The sequence below is a fragment of the Serratia sp. Ae19-1 genome (genome assembly GCF_059801225.1).
Map to the genome: position 1 here is coordinate 1 of NZ_JBCHWD010000011.1, position 19,193 is coordinate 19,193.

At 51.0% G+C, this 19,193-nt stretch carries 24 protein-coding genes; 13 read left to right on the forward strand and 11 right to left on the reverse strand.

The features are described from left to right. The 3 genes from repA to AAIE04_RS23220 all read left to right on the forward strand — a co-directional run. The coding region (gene repA / locus AAIE04_RS23210; RefSeq protein WP_498577737.1) for a plasmid replication initiator RepA at nt 1-867 on the forward strand (867 nt) is incomplete at its 5' end. An 853-nt stretch (nt 868-1,720) separates the two neighbouring features. Continuing rightward, nucleotides 1,721-1,930 carry a hypothetical protein gene (locus tag AAIE04_RS23215; protein WP_498577738.1) on the forward strand — a complete coding sequence of 70 codons (210 nt, stop codon included), beginning with the start codon at nt 1,721-1,723 and terminating at the stop codon, nt 1,928-1,930. Nucleotides 1,931-2,037: 107 nt separating this feature from the next. After that, a complete protein-coding gene (locus tag AAIE04_RS23220) occupies nt 2,038-2,655 on the forward strand; it encodes a hypothetical protein (RefSeq protein WP_022650047.1) in 618 nt (205 codons plus the stop codon). A gap of 356 nt (nt 2,656-3,011) precedes the next feature. Here the strand turns inward: AAIE04_RS23220 and AAIE04_RS23225 are convergent, their stop codons facing one another. Together AAIE04_RS23225 and AAIE04_RS23230 are read right to left on the reverse strand one after the other, a co-directional pair. Continuing rightward, a complete protein-coding gene (locus AAIE04_RS23225) occupies nt 3,012-4,223 on the reverse strand; it encodes an IS91 family transposase (RefSeq protein ID WP_498577739.1) in 1,212 nt (403 codons plus the stop codon). Next, nucleotides 4,204-4,440 (reverse strand): hypothetical protein, encoded by a 237-nt coding sequence (locus AAIE04_RS23230; protein WP_498577776.1) that lies wholly within the window; start codon nt 4,438-4,440, stop codon nt 4,204-4,206. Before AAIE04_RS23230 ends, AAIE04_RS23225 begins: the two co-directional genes overlap by 20 nt. A 260-nt stretch (nt 4,441-4,700) precedes the next feature. Between AAIE04_RS23230 and AAIE04_RS23235 the strand changes: the two genes are divergently transcribed. Beyond that, nucleotides 4,701-4,895: a tautomerase family protein gene (locus AAIE04_RS23235; RefSeq protein WP_114647790.1), complete on the forward strand. Its 195-nt coding sequence runs from the start codon at nt 4,701-4,703 to the stop codon at nt 4,893-4,895. A gap of 40 nt (nt 4,896-4,935) precedes the next feature. Here AAIE04_RS23235 and AAIE04_RS23240 read toward each other — a convergent pair whose 3' ends face one another. Together AAIE04_RS23240 and AAIE04_RS23245 are read right to left on the reverse strand one after the other, a co-directional pair. Continuing rightward, nucleotides 4,936-5,142, reverse strand: a complete 207-nt coding sequence (locus AAIE04_RS23240) for a YdgH/BhsA/McbA-like domain containing protein (RefSeq protein WP_498577777.1) — start codon at nt 5,140-5,142, stop codon at nt 4,936-4,938. Between the two features lie 26 nt (nt 5,143-5,168). Further along, complete coding sequence (locus AAIE04_RS23245) at nt 5,169-6,098, reverse strand: aromatic alcohol reductase (protein WP_498577740.1); 930 nt, start codon at nt 6,096-6,098, stop codon at nt 5,169-5,171. A 141-nt stretch (nt 6,099-6,239) separates the two neighbouring features. Here AAIE04_RS23245 and AAIE04_RS23250 point away from each other — a divergent pair, with 141 nt between their 5' ends. Beyond that, nucleotides 6,240-7,142 carry a LysR family transcriptional regulator gene (locus AAIE04_RS23250; protein WP_414670352.1) on the forward strand — a complete coding sequence of 301 codons (903 nt, stop codon included), beginning with the start codon at nt 6,240-6,242 and terminating at the stop codon, nt 7,140-7,142. A 27-nt stretch (nt 7,143-7,169) separates the two neighbouring features. On the opposite strand, the gene AAIE04_RS23255 is transcribed toward AAIE04_RS23250, so the two are convergent. The 6 genes from AAIE04_RS23255 to AAIE04_RS23280 form a co-directional block, all read right to left on the reverse strand. Continuing rightward, nucleotides 7,170-7,811 (reverse strand): HD domain-containing protein, encoded by a 642-nt coding sequence (locus tag AAIE04_RS23255; RefSeq protein ID WP_490299823.1) that lies wholly within the window; start codon nt 7,809-7,811, stop codon nt 7,170-7,172. Then, entirely contained in the window at nt 7,777-8,085 is a 309-nt protein-coding gene (locus tag AAIE04_RS23260; RefSeq protein ID WP_498577741.1) for a thermonuclease family protein, read from the reverse strand. The genes AAIE04_RS23255 and AAIE04_RS23260 overlap by 35 nt, the downstream gene beginning before the upstream one ends. A gap of 138 nt (nt 8,086-8,223) precedes the next feature. Next, nucleotides 8,224-10,245 carry an acyltransferase family protein gene (locus AAIE04_RS23265; protein WP_498577742.1) on the reverse strand — a complete coding sequence of 674 codons (2,022 nt, stop codon included), beginning with the start codon at nt 10,243-10,245 and terminating at the stop codon, nt 8,224-8,226. A gap of 165 nt (nt 10,246-10,410) precedes the next feature. Continuing rightward, entirely contained in the window at nt 10,411-11,064 is a 654-nt protein-coding gene (locus tag AAIE04_RS23270; RefSeq protein WP_498577743.1) for a DUF6884 domain-containing protein, read from the reverse strand. Further along, nucleotides 11,061-12,281 carry a hypothetical protein gene (locus tag AAIE04_RS23275; RefSeq protein ID WP_498577744.1) on the reverse strand — a complete coding sequence of 407 codons (1,221 nt, stop codon included), beginning with the start codon at nt 12,279-12,281 and terminating at the stop codon, nt 11,061-11,063. Before AAIE04_RS23275 ends, AAIE04_RS23270 begins: the two co-directional genes overlap by 4 nt. Next, nucleotides 12,278-12,532: a hypothetical protein gene (locus tag AAIE04_RS23280; protein WP_047716072.1), complete on the reverse strand. Its 255-nt coding sequence runs from the start codon at nt 12,530-12,532 to the stop codon at nt 12,278-12,280. Before AAIE04_RS23280 ends, AAIE04_RS23275 begins: the two co-directional genes overlap by 4 nt. Nucleotides 12,533-12,805: 273 nt before the next feature. Between AAIE04_RS23280 and AAIE04_RS23285 the strand changes: the two genes are divergently transcribed. The 3 genes from AAIE04_RS23285 (at nt 12,806) to AAIE04_RS23295 (ending at nt 15,392) form a co-directional block, all read left to right on the forward strand. Next, entirely contained in the window at nt 12,806-13,306 is a 501-nt protein-coding gene (locus AAIE04_RS23285; RefSeq protein ID WP_498577745.1) for a HEPN family nuclease, read from the forward strand. Nucleotides 13,307-13,318: 12 nt separating this feature from the next. Then, entirely contained in the window at nt 13,319-14,092 is a 774-nt protein-coding gene (locus AAIE04_RS23290) for a hypothetical protein (RefSeq protein ID WP_498577746.1), read from the forward strand. Between the two features lie 166 nt (nt 14,093-14,258). Then, nucleotides 14,259-15,392: a DUF3800 domain-containing protein gene (locus AAIE04_RS23295; protein WP_498577747.1), complete on the forward strand. Its 1,134-nt coding sequence runs from the start codon at nt 14,259-14,261 to the stop codon at nt 15,390-15,392. Nucleotides 15,393-15,426: 34 nt separating this feature from the next. On the opposite strand, the gene AAIE04_RS23300 is transcribed toward AAIE04_RS23295, so the two are convergent. Continuing rightward, nucleotides 15,427-15,939, reverse strand: a complete 513-nt coding sequence (locus AAIE04_RS23300) for a hypothetical protein (protein ID WP_498577748.1) — start codon at nt 15,937-15,939, stop codon at nt 15,427-15,429. Nucleotides 15,940-16,491: 552 nt separating this feature from the next. Between AAIE04_RS23300 and AAIE04_RS23305 the strand changes: the two genes are divergently transcribed. From AAIE04_RS23305 to AAIE04_RS23325, 5 genes are read left to right on the forward strand one after another with little or no spacing between them, the layout of a single operon-like run. Then, the gene (locus tag AAIE04_RS23305) at nt 16,492-16,854 is read left to right on the forward strand and encodes a hypothetical protein (protein WP_049279083.1); all 363 of its coding nucleotides are present in this window, start codon (nt 16,492-16,494) and stop codon (nt 16,852-16,854) included. 30 nt (nt 16,855-16,884) lie between these two features. Next, the gene (locus tag AAIE04_RS23310; RefSeq protein ID WP_498577749.1) at nt 16,885-17,214 is read left to right on the forward strand and encodes a hypothetical protein; all 330 of its coding nucleotides are present in this window, start codon (nt 16,885-16,887) and stop codon (nt 17,212-17,214) included. 30 nt (nt 17,215-17,244) lie between these two features. Then, entirely contained in the window at nt 17,245-17,976 is a 732-nt protein-coding gene (locus AAIE04_RS23315; protein WP_063155945.1) for a hypothetical protein, read from the forward strand. Nucleotides 17,977-17,986: 10 nt separating this feature from the next. Further along, the gene (locus tag AAIE04_RS23320; RefSeq protein ID WP_063155946.1) at nt 17,987-18,334 is read left to right on the forward strand and encodes a hypothetical protein; all 348 of its coding nucleotides are present in this window, start codon (nt 17,987-17,989) and stop codon (nt 18,332-18,334) included. After that, nucleotides 18,331-19,110 carry a site-specific integrase gene (locus AAIE04_RS23325; RefSeq protein WP_498577750.1) on the forward strand — a complete coding sequence of 260 codons (780 nt, stop codon included), beginning with the start codon at nt 18,331-18,333 and terminating at the stop codon, nt 19,108-19,110. Before AAIE04_RS23320 ends, AAIE04_RS23325 begins: the two co-directional genes overlap by 4 nt. Nucleotides 19,111-19,193: the final 83 nt, after the last annotated feature.

Sequence of the window (19,193 nt, forward strand, 5' to 3'; positions counted from 1 at the left end):
GTGAGTAAGCAGAATTCCGAAACCACTACACTTTACCGTCAGGTAAAAAATCCGAATCCAGTTTTCATTCCTGAAAAGGGAAAGAAAACCCTTCCGTTCTGTGAAAAAATTCGCGAGAAAGCTGTTGGCTTCACTGAGCGTGCAGAGTTCCAGGCACTGGTTGCTATGCTGATCGCCCGTGGTGAGCGCAAAAGGCGCCCGCCAGTGTTACGCATACGGGCACTGGAAGCATCCGTACAGGCAATGTGTCACTATTTTAATCCCCTTGCTAATCGCGTTGGTTCATCGCTCACTACCATGAGCATTCGCTGCGGACTGGCCACAGAAAAAAAACGTCTGTCGATCACCCGTCTGACAGGTGCCCTGAAGTTTCTCGCTCAGCTGAACCTCATTACCTATAACACCGAATACGATAAAGAAATTGGCTGTAATATCCCCACAGACATCACTTTCACACCGTTGATGTGGCAGGTGCTTGGGGTGTCTGAAGAAGCCGTTGCTGCTGCGCGCCGCAGCCGTATTGAGTGGGAAAATAAGCAGCGTGAGAAGAAAGGGCTTCCTCGCGCCGGTGCTGATGAACTTATCAGTGCGGCCTGGTCATTCGTTCGTGAACGCTTCCGTCAGTACCACAAGTCACGCTATGAACACGGCATGAAACGTCACAGGGCGCGTAAGGACGCTCCGCGAACGCGCAAAGAGATCGAGCTGCTGGTTCGTCAGCAAATCCAAAAAGAAATCAGGAAAGGCCGCTTCTTCGGTAATCTTGATGCGGTTCGGGCAGAGATAGAACGCCGTGTCTCGGAGCGAATGAAGCTTTCGCGTGGCCATTACGCACGACTTGGTGATGCGTTGCTGGTCACAACCTAACGCCAGCTAATACGCTGCCTTTTTGAATCTGGTGCCCTGGCATCGGTTTACGCCTGCCCACTTTTCGGCTTTTATTGCCGTGTTCACCTTCTTCAGCCCCTGTTTCAGGCCCCCGTCGGGGACCTGAATGACAAACATGTCCTGCTGATGCCGAGTTTAATAAACTTAACCAAAATTCTTCTTTTGTTGCCCGCATATTTCTGTGACCGAACGCCCAATATTTCACCGCTTTTAGGTTTTCATCCAGTTATCCACATAAACCACAAGAGGCTAAAGTGATAAGCTACTGGATGGATGCTTTTTAAACCACAATAAGGAATTTCTACAAACCGCGATGATCCTTTTAAACTTCTGATCTCCTATCTTTTAAACTTCAGTCATTACTTACATTTAAAAATAAAACCTATTCGCCACCTGTCCTGTGGACATGTGTATAACGCCCGCCCTTGCAGCGGACAAAGTCCGCGCCGGTTCGGTTCAGGCGCTTTGCGCCTAGAGTTAGCACCCGCCAAAAATGGCGGGCAGGGTGCAGAACGTTACAACAGCAACAGTCGACCACTTACTCCTAGGATCCTCAGCTCCCCACAAAAAACCCACCACTGAAAAGCGCCGCCGCCCGGGCCGAAGGCCCGGAACAACATCGCTTTTAATGATGGATGTTGTAACTAGAACCCGAGCCGCTTTAATTCACACCTGCGGCAGACCCTGTGCAACACGCCCGTAAGCGGTCCTAACGGCCCGCTAACGCGGAGATACGCCCCGACTGCGGCGAAGCCTTGTCGTGACCACTCCGACGGCGCACATCATTTCCTGTGCCGCCTGTCTGCGGGTTATGGCTTAGCAGGGCGAAGAGATGGATTGGTGGAACCTATCAGAACTGATACCGGCTGCGCCGGGCTACGGCGCCATTTACGGAGGTGCAGTATTCAGCGACAGAGGGCGCCTTCATGCGCCTTCGGCGCATTTATTGAATGCCTGCGCGCTGCTCGGCATTTTCACACCAGAATCTGGTAGCTGCGTTACCGGCTTTGCCGGGCTACGGCGCCACTGGCCTTCATTTTAATAGTTAACATTCGCTGGCGCCTCCATGTAGCCAGGCGGCATACTGCTCCTACATTTAAGAACAATGTGATCCTCCTACTCAATAAGGTCTGACTGAAGGTGCCGGCAATGCAGCTTTTTCACGGAACCAGACAGCGTTTTGATAAGTTTGATGTGGCATACAAAGGAACTGGTGAGTCCGGAAACATCGCTGCCTGCTGGTTTACGGATAATTTTAAAGGAGCCAGCAATCATGCGTTATTCAAAAACAGAAATCCCGGACTGCCACTGGTTTGCCGGTGTGAACTGAACACCGGGGCGATTATCGCTAATCACCGGTTGCCGCTCGCAGAGCAGCCCGATATCGCGGCACGTCTGAGAGATGGACTTCCAGTCAGCATCAGTAGCCAACTCAGTAAAGGCTGGGACTGGCATGCCCTGCGCGAGCCTCAATACAGCACTTACAAAGGGAGTATGCTTTATGTGGGTGACAGGCATGTAGATTCAGATGAAATGATCCGCCTTTACCTGAATTGTGGTATCCAGGGCGTTTATGACTGGGAAGGTATATTTACGGACAGCTATCTTCACGGTACAACTACCGTGATATTTGATACCAGTGCAGTGGCTATTATTGACAAAATCGAGTACGGATCTGACGACTGGCATAGCTGGCTGAGTGAATACCGGGAGAAGAATTGTGTTCTGGAAAGGGAACAGAAAGTACAGCAGGCTCACCACGGCTAAGAATAATTTTGAACATCTGCTGTCGGTTGCGTCTTCTCTGCCGGTCCAGGCTTTGCCGGATTTAATTCGCGCTATGGTCCGCCCTTTGCAGAGTGATTTCCTGCTCGCGGTGGCAGAAGAAGGAACCGATGCCCGTCCGGATTTGACACCCGGGGAATTTTTCTTTAATGCCATCACAGAGGTTCACGTATAGGAAATTGAAACCATTTTTGCGCTGGAATGAAGTAGTTGAAATTTAACCATTATCCGATTCGTGTGCTGCAGGAACAGTCTGCGCTCCGCAGGCTGGTGATGATTTGTGCTTTTTCAGGCCATTTTTCAGGCAGCCAGTGTGCGCAAGGCAGACCTTCCCTGTGTCAGGCCGGGATGTACCTCATCAGACTGATGTCCCGCGCGTGGATTTTCAGCCCCTGTACATTCAGACCCGCTACTGCGCGACGGTAAACCATTTGCCCGCCACACAGCACACATTCAAACGGGTCACGCCGCAGGAACTGTTTGCTCATCTGTGCGTAACACACCTTTGACACCGGCTCCGGTTTATCCATCCCCAGCGCGCTGTATACCTGCGGCAGTTTTTCCCCGCACACCCGGTTGGCCAGAAAGCCAAAATACCTCACCATGCGGAAGAACTTCTCCGGGATGTGCTGTTTCAGACGTGCCACGATTTCACGCTGCGTCAGCGTCTCCGTGGCCTGCTCACCTGTATTGTGGTCGTGATAGCGGAAGCTCAGTGTGGCACCGCCAGCGTAGTGCGCCAGCCGGGAGCCCGCTATCGGCGGCTTCTTCAGGTAACGGCCCAGATATTTCACGGTGTTTTTACCCCTCGCCGTCTTTTTTGACATGTACACATGCCAGTAGTCGCCGCCGGCGGTCAGTATCAGGCTGCGCCACTGTGATTCGGTGGTGATGTGACTCAGGGAAGGCGGCAGCACAACGCCTTCATACCAGACGCCCAGCAACAGCTGCCGGATATTCCACATCCAGCGGGCGCGCATGGCGTCCTTCCGGAAGCTGATTTTTTTCCATTTGCCGTGCGCATCAATGCCGCCGCAGGTGACGGAGACGTGAACATGGGGATGCCAGTTGAGACGACGACCGTAAGTGTGGATCGCGCAGAAAATGCCGATATCCAGCGCCCGTTTACCGGCGGCGTACAGCAGGTTATCGACCGCCAGACGGCAGAGGTCGTTGAGCAGCCAGCGGTTGACCTCAAAAAGGGGCCAGAGCGTATCGGGAAGAGTGAAGACCAGGTGTATCCAGTCACAGTCCGGCAGGCGGTTAAGCTGGGCGGCAATCCACAGGTCAGTGGCCTTTTTCCCGCAGGACGGACAGGCCCTGCTGTGGCAGGCATTGGTGATATATTTTACATGCGGACAGCCGGGATTATCGCAGCCATATTCCTTAACGCCGGTAATGCGGGTACCACAGGCGAGCATTTTGGTGACGGCTTCAACTTCAATATCGCGCAGTCCACCGGCGTCAAGGAAGGAGGTCCAGCACTGGTTGGCCGTGAACAGTCTTTTGAGCGGACGGGGCAGAAAACCGTCAGAAGCGGTGAGGGTCATCCGCCAGCATCTCCGCTTCGGTGGCATACAAATCGAAATGGCGACAGGAGTGGCAAAACGACACATAGTGCCACGGGGACTCAGGGAAAAGGCGGTAAAAATTTTCCCAGACACACTGGGTACAGGAAGGATTATTGCCGGAGACAAAGTCAGCAAAAACAGATGGATATGAAAAGTTATTCTGACGGGCTACGGCCTTCAGAGCCTGTTTAACCATTTTGGTGTGAGCGAACTGATGCTGGGGAATGTGGCATGGGAGTACTCTGCTGCAATAAGACTCTGGGATGTCATATTCTGCCACACTTCGATTTGCAGCCGCCAGGCTGCTTAGTTCGTCGGATGGGGGAGATCCAGGATATTGTAGATGCGGTAATTTTTCTTGAAAAATCTCAGTTTATCACAGGTGAAATATTACACGTCGATGGCGGTCAGTCAGCTGGCCATTGGTAATAATGTTCAAGTAGATACGAGGTAGCTATGCCGTTCGTCAGCGTAAGAATCACACGCGAAGGAAATACTCCTGAACAAAAAGCGAAAGTGATTGAGGAAATTACTGATACTCTACAGAGAGTATTAGGTAAAAAACCTGAATTAACTCATATCGTTATCGAAGAAGTGGATATGGACAACTGGGGTGTTGCCGGTAAAACAGCTTCTGAGAGAAATAAGTAACTCCATATAACAGGAGGAGCATAATGCTCCTCCTTTTTCTCTACGGCATGATTACTGCTGTGATATGTGTTTTATTTCCCATTCTTGCCTCTATTATTTTATAAGACTCTCCGCCTTCTTCTTTAGTGAGTTGTCGGATTTTGCTTTCTGCATTCTCCAGTGAATCGCCAGTAGCTGTTATTGTTTTTGCGGATACGGTAAATGGTAATATTAAAAAAATACACAGCACAGAAATTAATGTTTTCATCATTTATGTTCTCTCTGTTTATGATATTAAAGAGCCGCTTTTAACCAGTCTTCAACACTTTCTGTTTTGATATTATTTTTGACATTAAACGTTTCAGTCATTGGCCACCAGACCCCTGTTCCCCGTGCAAACGCAGTACGGTAACGAAGCATTTGATTGTCTGGGTCAGCATGAAGCTCGTCCAGTAATGCAGGAAGGGCAAATACGTTTTTGGTAAACGTTTGTTCTGTCATCCTTTCGACTGTCTCAGCAAGCTTACCGTAGGAAATTGTTTCACCTGCAATAAATACAACTTCATTCTTTATACGGGGCTGATGCAAATAGATAGCGGTCGTCAGGCGGCCAATATCTGCAGGTGTTGTAACTGTAACCTGTGTATCCCAGCCTCCCAGAGCATTAATTGTTTTCGCCGCCAGGTTGACCACATTAAACTCAGGTTCAAACAGAAAACTGGTAAACATGCCCGTGGAAACGATAACCCATTCCGTTGAATTTTGTTGGCGCAGCAGGGTCCTGACATCATACTGCTCATCCCATACCGGTTGGCCGCTTCCTTTACCCACGACATCATAGTTAACACCGAACTGCCATGGAAAGTAACGTTTCACTTTTGCTGCCAGGACAGCCTTTGTAATTTTGAGTTGCGTGCCAGAACCCGCGACGAAGCCCATACAGTTTATAATGGTGTCATACCATTTGAAGGTTTCCTGTAATGATTCAGCTGTGGCTCCTGCCACATCCATTGAAATAAATTTCGCACCTGCAGCTGTATGCTTTTTATGCGCTTCCGACCGGAGTTTTCCTTGCTCATCCCATGAGCCGGGAGAAACGATCACCGTAACTGAACCATTGAGTTTTTCTACAGCCGGCACCAGTGCGCTCAGCATAGCGTCTCCCAGTTGTCCCGCTCCCAGCACCAATACTCTCTCAGCTGTATTGAAATCTTTAACTTGCATTTTAATTCCTTCCCCCTTCAGGAGGCTTGTCTACTAAACGTACAGGAATTTTACTGTTGATTAGGTGTTTCGATAAGTATATGAATACGGGTTAGACTGTTAGCTGAAATGGTACAATTGCTTAACGATCCGGGAATAACTATGGATAAACTGAATTCAATGCAGGTCTTTGTGCATGTGGTGGATACGCATAGTTTCGCAAGGGCATCAGAAATACTGGGCTTACCACGATCAACGGTTTCACGTGTTATAAAAGAAATGGAAACCTATCTCGGGCTTCAACTTCTGCAACGTACCACCCGAAAACTCAGTGTCACAGCCGACGGCAGAAGATACTACGAAGAATGCAAAAGAATTCTGGCGGATATCGCTACAATAGAATCTTCATTTCCAGGCAGAGCGGGACAGCCGAAAGGCCGGTTTAAAGTTGGCATGCCCCAGACCCTCGCAAGATATAGCTTTATTCCGAAAATATATGAATTTTTGGATCTTTATCCCGAACTGGATATGATCCTCTGCTCAAGTGATAACATTGAGGATCTGGTCCAGGAAGGGTATGACTGTGTGATCAGAACGGGTCGGATCGAGGATTCGACTTCCCTGGTGGCCCGTCCGCTCGCAAAATTTCAATGGGCTGTTATGGCCTCTCCAAAATATATAGAGGCGCATGGCAAACCTGAGAGCCTGAACGATCTGGATAGACACGGAGCCGTTGGATTTCTGAACCACAGAACCGGGCGTACCACTGACTGGTTATTTTCGCTGGATGGCGAAGACAGAGTGATTCGCATGAAGGAGAATTTCGTTGTTGATGACACTGATGCCTACATTCAGGCTGGTATTGCCGGAATTGGATTAATCCGGGTAGCAAGCTATCTGGTTATTCCATTTATAAAAAATGGATCTCTTATACCCTGCTTAAATGAGTATTCCTACGACTTACCTTTGTCATTGGTATACCCGCAGAACCGATATCTTCCACCTTCGGTTCGCTCGTTCTATGAATGGAGCAAATCAGTTCTTAACCCCCCGGAAAATAACTAACGTTCCCGGGCGGTTAAGACGTAAAAATCAGCCTTTCCAGTGTGACTGGCGAATGATTTTACAGAAATTGAATGGTGTAAAGCTTGGGTCTTTGTCCTTAAGGACATCTGCTTTCACGTTCCCAAATGTGGTTTCTGGCCGATGCTTAATGCCATCATAAAAGGCCTGAATTATGTCCTCCTTGAAGTTTTCAGTGCGGGGATGTTGGTTTACAACGGCAGTTCTCTCCTCATCACTGTATGTATCATAACCAATACCTAAAACATCCATCTCAACCCCGGTCGTTAAAAAAGCGATTTCTGGGGCCATAAATTCTGGTATACTAGGCGTGGTGTGCAAGGCAATTGCAGTCCACACTTTATCAATATCTTCCTTTGTTACACCATAGCTTTTCATAAAATCACGAGCTGCATTCGCGCCATCCACTTCGAAACGTTTATCACAGCTGCAGTGCTCATGAGTTAAACCTATATCATGGAACATACATCCAACATAGAGAAGTTCATGATCGACATGTATTTCCCGTTTCTGAGCAGCCAGGGCTGCCCAGTAATAAACCCTGCTGGAATGGTTGAAGAGTAAATCCGATTCAGTATCACGAATGAATGATGTTGTATCGCGAGCCATCTGCGTGTCAGGAATCAAGCAGCCGGCCGTAACGATCCTCATCCTCGCCAGTGACGGTAACGATGCGCTGTGTCACCATCGATGAGAGTTTCTGTCTGGAACGCTGGCCAAAGGGTTGGTTCTTTTCAGGCGCATCGATACCGGCAAGACGAACACGCTTCAGCTGGTTCCCCTCACCAAGAATCTCAACGGTATCCCCGTCGAGCACACGAACAATCCTGCCGTTAATATCCGCACTTACCGGATAAGTCACGATGAGCAAACTAATTATGTACAGTGTCCGAAACATGTCTATATCTCTGGTTTTTTTATACATTGAGTGTCTCATTTTGAGACGGCAAAGTATATCGCGATGACGTGAATAGTGGATGTGTCTTATAGAGAAGGACTGGTGCGTTAAAAAGGGCACAATGTGCCCTTTAAGTTACCATCAGATATTATAAGTACACCATATTCACTTTAATGGATTACCAAATTCATTTAGGTACAGCTGACCGAATTTATAGGAAGCATAGTCGGTAAGATGTCCCACGTCACGATAGACAGTTACGCCATCAATATTTGTAATGCATTTACCACTAATGCACTGTATTGATTTAGGATCAATAAAGGTCAGCGTTGGGAACTCAGCCTTCATTTTACTCATCAGTTGCGTGACTTTTTCCCCGTTGGTATTTGCCGGGTTTTGCATATCACATTCATTGATGTCAAATGGGCGTCGATGAATAACATGCTGATTTATACAGTTTTGATAGTTGCGTGGCATGTTCGCAATGGTGAACATGATTATTGGCTTTGAACCAGAATCTATGATAGTACGTATGGCTGTACGTAACGCCATTTCGTATCGACTGGCTGAGAGTGCCTCACTTCGCTCATCCTCATCTTTAGTGATTAACTGGGCAGAAAAATAATTTGACCACACATGCCCTAAAATAACATAGTCATAGTGATTTGATTTTATATAATCATAATATTTCTCAGCGTTATCATGACATTCTTCATATTTGACGCCTTTATATTTCCACCAGTCATACTGATAAATTCCCGGTAATGCCAGGCACGAAGACGTGGTGAGGGAGTACATTTTTATGCCAGCATTCTTAGCCAAGACATCATAAAACCCCCAGAAATGGTTAGCATTTGAATCGCCAATCAGAAAGGCTTTCTTCGAACCTTCATGGTCGCCGAACTGACAGTCCGTAAGGTCCTGGCTTCCACTAAGGCAGCCATCCCTCGATGCGGCATTCTCGGAAGCGGAATTCAACAGCTGTAACGAGTGATTGTATTCATCGCTGAAGCGCTGTGGCAAACCATTCGTTTTCACGGTTAATGTGTAAAGGCCCGTGCAGACCGTAAGGGGGAGCAATACAAGCAGGATCATACTCTTTGCAAATGACAGCTTAACCCGGCGGAAGCGCTCTTCAATACCGTGATAGGTAAGCACTGCCAGTGCTGCAGTTATCACCAGCGCAATGCACAGTGTCTTGCCGGACAGAGTGATCTCAAGATAATTGAACGCTGCAAATATGGGCCAGTGCCAGAGGTACAGAGAATAAGAAATTTTACCTGTGTAGTTTATCGGTGCTAATTGTAAGGTTCGATTTACGAATGTGTTCTGGTTTATCAGTAATATTGCTGAGGCAAGGCAAACAAGCAGTGTCCAGCTATTTGGATATGCCTCAACTGGTATGCTTAAACCTGAAGTACAGATAAGTACAGCGATAGCTACTACTGCCAGAGGATTAGTTATCCATCTGTTGGTTATCTGAATTCTGTCCTTTAATAAAGCTACGCTTCCACCAATCAGAAACTCAAAAGCGCGCATATTTAATGAGTAGTAATGCTGTCTGGACGAGTACAGGCTGATAAGAATAACAATTATTGTTGCAGTTAAGGTAAGTAACAACCAGCCATAAAGGAACGGTTTATACGCAAATTTTCTTTTAAATTTACTGGCAAGTAGTGTCAAAATGGTCGCGAAAAGCGCAAAGAAAAAATACCACTGCCATTCAATTGCCAAAGACCATGTATGCAAAAGCAGGAAGTAATCAGAGTCAGGAGATGCGTATGCTGCACTAAGCTTATCAAAATACTGGTTTGATAAGAAAAGAGTGGTGTATTTGGCACTTTTTGCGAATGCGGTGTAATCGTCAGGAATGTAGCAGTATGTCGCTACAATGATGGCGCCGAGAATTGTCACCAGCAGTGCAGGCTGCAATCGCCATAATCTGCCTTTTATAAAATTAGTTAGTGAGAATGTTCCTCTTTCAATTTCACTGATGACTTTTCCGGTAATCAGGAATCCTGATATGGTGAAAAATATATCAACACCAATAAAGCCCGAAGGGAAGTACGATAATCCTGCATGGAATAATATAACAAGCAGGACAGCGACAGCGCGGAGACCGTCTATGTCTTGCCGGTAATTTTGTACTGCATAGCTTTTAGTATGATTATCTAAAACTAAATCCATTTTATAATGGCACCTTACATTTACATATTTATGGTTATTTAGATTGTGGTCAGTCTATCGGGAAGCAGAGCACGCAATATTTCCCTGATATCTTATGATATCGTTTCTCAGCTACGTATACCAAAAATAAGTCGTGAGTGTTTGTCTTACGTCTTGCCTGGATGCTTATTTACATACGCCGTTAACAAGTAACTGAGTGGCATAGCTGATATTGAGGCCAGTCATATTCGTGTTGAGCGCATTTATCATGTCTGCACTGGTATAAATGACGCTGCCCTTCAGGATTCCCTGGTAACCTTTTGACGTCACCACAACAAGCTGTTCCGGGGTACAGAGCGCCTCCCTTCCTGCAGACAGATCTGAATCGACGGCACGCAGGTACACCGGAGAGGCGGCCACCACAAACCGATCGTCAGGCCTCGCCTGCATCAGCGTCCTCAGGGAAGCATACCGTCGTTCAGCAGGCGGGCAAGCTGTCAGGCTTTCCCACAGTCTGCTGTGACTGAACGGCATCGAGGAGAACGTTGCCTCATAAGGGACCACCGGGTCTGATACGTGCAGCAGCCCCAGACCCGCTGAAATCACCCACATCTCAGCACCGTTACGCGCCGCTGCTGCTGCTGCCCTGCTCCAGTGCTGGCCCGTATACAGTTCACCTGCTGTTATGGCAGCGCCGTCGTTCCGCGCCCTGGCCAGCCTTTCCAGCCAGACTTCATAAGCATTTCCGGCGTCGTGTTCATATGGAAAGACGGTTTGACCGGCTGTTATGGTTTTGCGGCGCGTGCAGGTGACGATGAGATTGACGTTGCCTGTGCTCATGACGGCATCCCCGCGCTGTCGTCGTTCCAGACGATAACCGTGGCCAGATGGTCCGCCACCTCCTGCCCCGTGTAACCGGCCAGGATCGTCAGCGCCCTGGAGCCTGCGTCACGGGAGAGCGGACTCCGGAACCCGAATCCGTCCGTCATCAGGAGCCACTGCAGACGGTCAGTCCAGCGCTCGCCGGGTTTACGGACCGGCGAAAACACAATCTCCGTCAGCGGTTCGCGGTTGCAGTACAGCTGGCGCTGTTCCAGTTCGTCCAGCAGGCTGTTCAGCTCGCGCCGGTCAGCGTCTTCCTGACTCATCTGCGGCCAGCGGATGCGGTGCCACAGGAGCTCCTGCGCCTGTTCGCCCGTGAACCCTGCGCGCGCCAGCTGGTCGGCCAGCGCGGCCTGCGTGTCATCCTCACAGCCGGCAGCCGCGAGCGGGAACGCCTCCGGACTGTCGCGCAGAACGCGCAGCAGGCGTGCCGGTGCCGGCAGTGGCCGCAGGGATACTTCAGGCCTGACCACGGCCAGGCGAATATCCTCAGTCAGTCCGGTGATCCCCTGTGCCTGAAGTGCGGCGTCCAGCTGGCGGTACCAGGTGCCGGTCAGGTCTTCCGGCGCGGTACCATTCTGCGTGCCCGCCTCCGGCGTGGTGCTCTCATTGATTTGCATCCGGACCGCAATACCCGCATCGTGGCAGGCCTGGAGCCACTGCGCCACCTGAAGGGGATCGCCCGTCAGACGCGTCACCTGCCCGGCCGTGTTCCACAGCTGGAGACAGGTGGTCCCGTCGAGGCGGATAACGTAGTCGCCCCGGCACGCCAGGTGCCAGATGCCGTCCAGCGCCACCGGCCGGTCGTGAGCCTCGTCCGCCTGGCCGGGCGGGTTCAGGGGCAGAACCCGGACCGTTGTCGCGCGCTGCTCCGCCAGGACGCGCGCCTGTTCGTCAGCGAGAAGCGGGGCGGCCAGCGCCCGGCCGGCGTCCGTCAGCTCAACGGCCAGCTGCATGTTCGGGGCACGAAGGGTATGCAGCCAGCCCGCGGCTTCCATGCGCCGGCAGGAGGCGCGCAGGTTCGGCCCGTACACCGGGGCGTCCCCGGCCTGCTCCAGCACCCGCTCAATATCCTTTGTCGCCACCGGTCCCGGACGTTTCGCATCGAGGGCGGCCAGCACAATCAGCACCCGCCGCTGAAGCGGTGACGGGCGACGGTTTTTTTTCTCCGTCACGCCCGGATCTCCCTGAGAGCATGGATCAGCCCCTCAAGGCGCAGTCTGTCAGCGTCAATACGCTCCATGTCCGGCACGCCCGGGTACCCGCTCATTGCGAGGATAAACCAGAACCGGAGAATGTCTGAGGCCCTGTTCAGCTCCTGGACGTAGTACGGGCCGTCCAGGCGAAGGTCGCATTTCCTGATTTCTTCCTCTGCCTTTTGCGTCAGCAGCTCATAGCTGAGTGAAAACGTCGTTTCCTGATCCATTCTGCACGCTCCGTCTGATAATGTCGGTTGAGTGAAAAATCATATCTCAAATGATTTGCCACTCATTATGTAAATATCATATCAGATATAATGTTACTAATAATGATGAATATCACACTCGGTATGATTTTATGCGCGTGGTTTATTTATCATATCCTTTGCGTGTTTCCCGCCGTGCAGATCCGAAAAGATGCTTAGTAGGAAATGCCGTACCTGAGCCGTCAGGCTGGCCGGATGATATAGTGGATCCTCGAACCGGAACGGGAGGGTTAAATGGGAAATTATTCAGATTTTGAGACCGATTTTGTTCAGCGAACACTGGCGCTTATCGATCAATATAACGAAATGATTGAGGAGCTGGGCAAACCCTTCAGGGAGCAGTACAACTACACGTTGACCCTGAATTGCCTTCTGGGTCTTATCGTGTTACCGAAAGAGAGGGCGCTTTCTTTCCTGCCTGCCGACCGTTTAACGCGGCAACGTAAAGCTGAAATGGGATTACATGAGTCACAGCTGCCCGGACCGGAAATGAACCTGCGGGAGTTGATCCATAAGATGCGGAATTCAGTTGCTCATTTCTGCGTCCAGGTAGAGTCAGCCAGCGATGCACACCTTGTAGACTGGATTGTTTTCAGGGAATCTCAGGGAGATGGAGAAGTCTACGCCAGCTTCAGCGCTCCGGAGCTTTTACCCTTTCTGAAATATTATGCGACCCTGCTGCTCGACAATATGGCCCGCCGTCGAGCCCCCGCTGTTAACATATTGGATTTGTAAGGGATTTACACCATGTTGATTCTCGATTGCTCCTCACGAACTCAGGCGTTGCATACATTATCTGCCGGGTTTGGCTGTCCCCCTGAAAAGCTGAAAAAAGTGCTGCTTTCGCTCGATCTTGAAAGTATCTACGAGCTTAATCCTCGCCAGTTGGTTGATGCACCTCAGTATCTGAGAGAGTACGTCTGTGCGGAACTGGGCGAACCGGGACCATTCACCCGGGCTCTGTGGTTTCATGGCACCCGGACTTTCGCCGGTAATACTTTTCCGGCGGGGTTACTGGCGCTAAATCAGTCAGAATCCCTCGCCATGAAAATGCTGCTCGACCTGGCCCCGAATGAGATGGTCCGTACACACCTGAAGGAATGGGATGTTCCGGGGGGCGTCCCGGATGAGATGTTTCAGCTCAGAACCGGCGATAAAATCCACTGGGGGCCTTTTGGCCATTTAGTCCGGGAATTACATTTTAACGCCAGTGAAAATGGACTGCATGATTACCTCTGGCTGCCGGAGCTGGTAGAGGATGTCTGTAAGGCCTACCAGAAGAAATACGGCCACGATCTTACACCGCATTATCTGAGCGTGCTTCATCCCTGTATTGTCTGGTTCGAGGCGGATATTGTTTATGAAAAAGGGGTTCTTGAAACGGCTCTGTCATATGCCTATACATCAGTCCGTGACCTCCCGCCGGACGGAAACGCAACTTTCGGCATAGACTGTGACGGGAAATCTGTGTCGAGGTCGGCCATTGCCAGAATCGAGTTTCTGCAGCCCGGGCAGATGTAATCCCTAAAAAACGGGTCTGTGATCCGGCCCGTTTGTTCATTGCCGTGAACCCAGTATTGAGGTCATTAAAGCCTTAAGCGGATCACTTGCAGCTGGCTGCAGAAAGGTTTTACATTGACCCTGATTATGCCGTTTCCCTTCCTCCTGCCTGGTAAAGGATCTCTGAATGCACTTTTATGTGGATGAAACAGGCCAGACTGGCCGAAACCTTTTTGACAAAACCCAGCCAGTCCTCTCCTACGGAGTGCTGTCGTCTGATGCTAATCTGGATAAGGTTGCTGAAGCGGATCTTGCCGTATTACGCAAAACGCTTGGCGTGCAGCGCCTGCACGCTGCGGAACTGGGCTTGCACCGCCTTTCTGACCTTGTAGATACGCTGCTGGTTCTGCAGAAAAAGCACCGGATACGGTTTGACATCTGGCAGGTAGTAAAGCGCGATCATGCCATTATTTCGTTCTTCGACCAGGTATTTGATCAGGGAATGAATCCGGCCGTTCCCTGGTCTGCATACTGGACCCCTCTGCGCTACCCCCTGCTGCTGAATCTGGCCAGCCTGTTTGATGATGAACTTGCTTCAAACGCATGGACGGCAAGGCTGGAGGCGCATGATGAGCGGGCGTCGGAACTTTTTTGTACCGTCAGTGATGAACTGATCAGCAGGATGGCAGCCAGCGCGCTGGACCACCGGTCGAAGCAGCTGATCACCGATGCCCTGAACTGGGCGTCAGCCAATTTTGAACAGCTGGGCTATAACTGTAAAACCAACAAGGAAAGGCTGCGGATTATGCCCAATATGATTGGCTTTCAGTCCGTATTGCACGGGATCTGTTCCCGCCTGGGGGCACCAGAAAGAAAGGCCAGTATCATTGTTGACCAGCAGTCACAGTTCAACACCACCCAGCGTGAACTTAACGAGTTTTACTACCAGATACGGGAGATGCCCTGGGAACTGGGCCCCGGGTTACCTGTTATGAACATGAAAAATATGCCGGCTGAACCACTTGTATTCCAGTCCGGTACCAAGAGTGCAGGTCTGGAGCTGGTAGATATTTATCTCTGGACATTCAAGCGATTCATGGAAGACAAGGCGCTGACAAAGCCACTTTCCCGCCTTGTTTATACCAATCTGAAAACAGCCAGGACCAACAGCGTGTCAATCCAGTCGGTTGCCAGTCGATTTAAGGAACTCCTGGGTAAACTCCCGGTACCAAGCGCAGAGATCATGAGGCAGGCGCAGGAGCTGCGGGACTTTGATGAAGCCAGACGCATGCCATATGTGGTGTCGGGATCACCCGACTGATGCCGGATAGTTATCTGCTTTCAACTGCCCCCTCTCAGGGGCAGGTTTTCAGGTTAACCGGCAGCTGTGATCCACGACGCCGCTTACAGTCATGCTGCGATGCCAGAATGTCAGCAACCTGATAATCGGTCCCCATCGCCACATCGTGCAATAGCAGGAAAAAGTCCCCGTCACTGCCGCCCCTGCGCGAATCCAGATACCGCTGCAGCCATCGGGCATGATAAAGAACGTGGCGCTGTTCGCGCTGCAGCCATTTCAGCGGCAGACGGGACGTCATATCGTCAAGGCTGCGCATTTCCTGATGAAGCGGCGCAATAACAGCGGAAAATTCCTCTCTCAGTATCCGGGCAGGTTTCTTCTGTCCGAACAGCGCGGCCATATTGCTCAGGACATCCTCGATCGTCCGGCTGACTTTCTGGGCCTGATCACGGGAGGCCTGATAACGCGTAAACCAAAACTTACAGTAGAACCCCGCAGCGGCAAGCAGCGCCGTAAGGATCGGTCCAATCAGACTTGTGTCCACAATATTCTCCTTAAAGATGGTCATGAGGCCACCTGAAGCAGCCGATGACGCAAATATACCCCGTTTTAGCAATTAGTGCTATCCGTGAATACAAAAAGTGCTATTCGTTGTTTTTGGTATTGATATTTTAATTGATGTGTGCATTTTGGTTTTCTTTCAGTTTTCTCCACTGAGATCCGAAAAAAGCATGTTCCGGATCTGCTGATCGTCACTGGCTGTTCACCGGCCCCGCCACACAACATGTAGTGTCCTTTTCAGCTGACGATGACGCTATATGTTGTATTCCGCCCCCTGATCGTGACCTGCTGCCCGGCGGCCGATATTGCCGCTTTGTTTATTCCCTGACCGTGGTACACTTCCGGAAAGTTGTGATACGCCATAAAACCGGATCTGCCGGAAACGGCTCTCCGGTAATTTAACGGCGTGGTTATATGTCTGCTTATTATCAGCCTGAAAATGATGACAGCAGGGAAAAATCATCCGGGTGACAGACTCAGGGTTGTGCGCAGTGGGTTGTGCTGCGCGTCATAATTACTCTGAGTGACTATTTGCCAGCAAACCAGAAAGGAGATCAGGATGGGACGTTCAGTACCGGTGAAGATTGGTCAGAAGGAATATGAATCCAAAACTGCAGCTGTCAGCCACTACATGAATCAACGTACAGATGTGAAGGCTGCAGGTATCATTTCAGAAGGTGACTATTTTGAGGAGCTGAAAGAACTGTTCACCCTCTATTGCGACAGTTGTCCGGGATGGGAACTGAACGGCCGCCTGATTAAACATTTCACGGTTCAGAATGAACCTCGTTTTACCAATGGCCGCTGGGTATCGCATCCCTGCTACAAGGTCCAGCTGAGCAACGGTGAGCTGAGACCGTTTTCGATAGAAAAGGCGATAAACGCCATCGTAAAAGCTGCTGCAGCTAATCAAAAGAAATAGAAGGCGGTATTTCTCAGTAAAGGAAGTGTTATGTGTGATTTATGCAGGGCGGACGGGAATTACTTCCATACGCCGGAATGTGTGTACGACCAGCTGGCCAGTGAGTATCCCGTGATGTGGCTGCGGGACTCGACCCGGATCGGCGCCTGCTACACCCTCCGTGAGCTGCTGTCGCCGGAAGGGATGGTGCTGGCCATACAGAACGCGCCTCCCGTGACGGGATGGCGGCTGCGCATGCGGTATAACGAGGCCACTGACGAAGAGATAGACCCGCAGCGCGGGGACTGCATCGAGCTGCCCTCCAGGGCGGACGCCATGCGGGCCTTTGAGTCGTTCCGTGGTACCGCGGCGTCAGTATGACCGGCGGAATTTTTCAGTAAGGGAACAAATATGGCTGACTGGTTTATTGCAACTGAGGGCGTGAAGGTGGTGAAGGACAGCGCCAGCCTGTGGCCGCAGATCATCACGGCGGTTTCATCCATTGGTGCAGCTCTGGGCGGTGTCAGTCTCACGCATCATTACACCCGTAAGCGCGAGGAAAGAGCGGCAGAAACCAGGCTGGCCAGTGAACGACTATTTATAGCCACAGAGCTGGTTTTTTTGCTTGAGCAATTTGCCGAAGCCTGCGCCGGGGTCGCAACCGATCATGGCTACTTAAATCAGGACAGGATTACCGTACCGGAAACCACTGTTCCGAATCTCAGTTACTCCGCAGTCACAGGCGACTGGCGGGTTTTACCGGCGAAGCTGATGTACCACATCCGGGAATTGCCGGTTATTCAGGGAGAGGCCGATCGCGCCATCGCCGCTGCTGAAGCTTACCCTCCTGATTACGACGAATTTTTTGAGGCACGGCAGTACCAGTACACCCGCCTCGGCCTCAAAGCCATCATCCAGTCGCGCCGTTTGCGACAGTTCGCAGGCTTACCTGATACTCGCCTCGATGCTTCTCCCTGGTCGGCGCAGAATGTGCTCTGGAAGGAGTGGCGTCTTGAAAGAAAGCGGCGACATGCGCATGCGGTGCTGATGGCTCAGTCTCTGGCGACGTTCAGAATTGTGAATCAGCTGCGTGATGACAAGAGGAAATGTCCTCACGCCGTTGAAGGCGATAATGAGGAATAAAGGAAAATCAATGAAAACAGATTATCTGAAAACTCCACATGCAAACGAGGGCGCCGATGACGTCATCGCCTTACTGAAACTGTGCCAGCAGTTGCAGTCAGAAAAGGACGGCAGGGTACGGCCGGAGCCCGGGGCTTATTCCCGCGATGAGGATGAATTTGCCGATCGCATCCGTTCCGCATGCGGGCACGCCCTGCTGCTGCGCCGGATACTGCCTGTGATGACGACCATGAGCGCCATCGGCGCCGAGATGGAACGCCGGGGAGAAATCAGTGTGCTCGCGGGCGAGGATTACGCGCAGAAAGCACTGGCACGACTTACTGAGCAATACCTGTCCGGCAGGGACAACAAGCAATGATGCCGGCAATCCCAGGCCAGGGCGTTTCCTTTTCTGCCGCACAGCTGCCGGTGGCCATCGACTATCCTGCCGCACTGGCACTGCGCCAGATGGCCCTCGTTCAGGACGAACTGCCGAAATATTTGCTGGCGCCGGAAGTGAGCGCCCTGCTCCACTATGTGCCTGATCTACACCGCAAGATGTTGCTGGCCACCCTCTGGAACACTGGTGCGCGCATTAACGAGGCGCTGGCGCTGACCCGGAGTGATTTTTCCCTGGTGCCACCCTACCCTTTCGTGCAGCTGGCCACACTCAAACAAAGGACTGAAAAAGCCGCCAGAACGGCAGGCCGGGCACCCGCCGGCAGTCAGGCTCACCGGCTGGTACCGCTTTCCGATGCGAGCTATGTCAGCCAGCTGGAGATGATGGTGGCCACGCTTAAAATACCTCTTGAACGACGTAACAAGCGAGGCGGCAGAACCGAGAAGGCGCGCATCTGGGAAATTACCGACCGGACGGTCCGCACCTGGCTCAGCGAAGCGGTTGAAGCAGCAGCGGCTGACGGGGTGACGTTCTCCGTGCCGGTGACACCGCACACATTCCGTCACAGCTATGCCATGCACATGCTATATGCCGGTATTCCTCTCAAGGTGCTTCAGAGTTTAATGGGGCATAAGAGCATCAGCTCGACGGAGGTGTATACGAAGGTGTTTGCGCTCGATGTGGCGGCGCGTCACCGCGTGCAGTTCCAGATGCCGGAGACTGAAGCTGTGGCATTACTCAAAGGAACCATTTAACTTCTCAGTAAGCTATGAGGATCTGCATGATATTGGAAAGGCCGCTAATGCGGCCTAAGTCATACTTCACACATCATACTTAT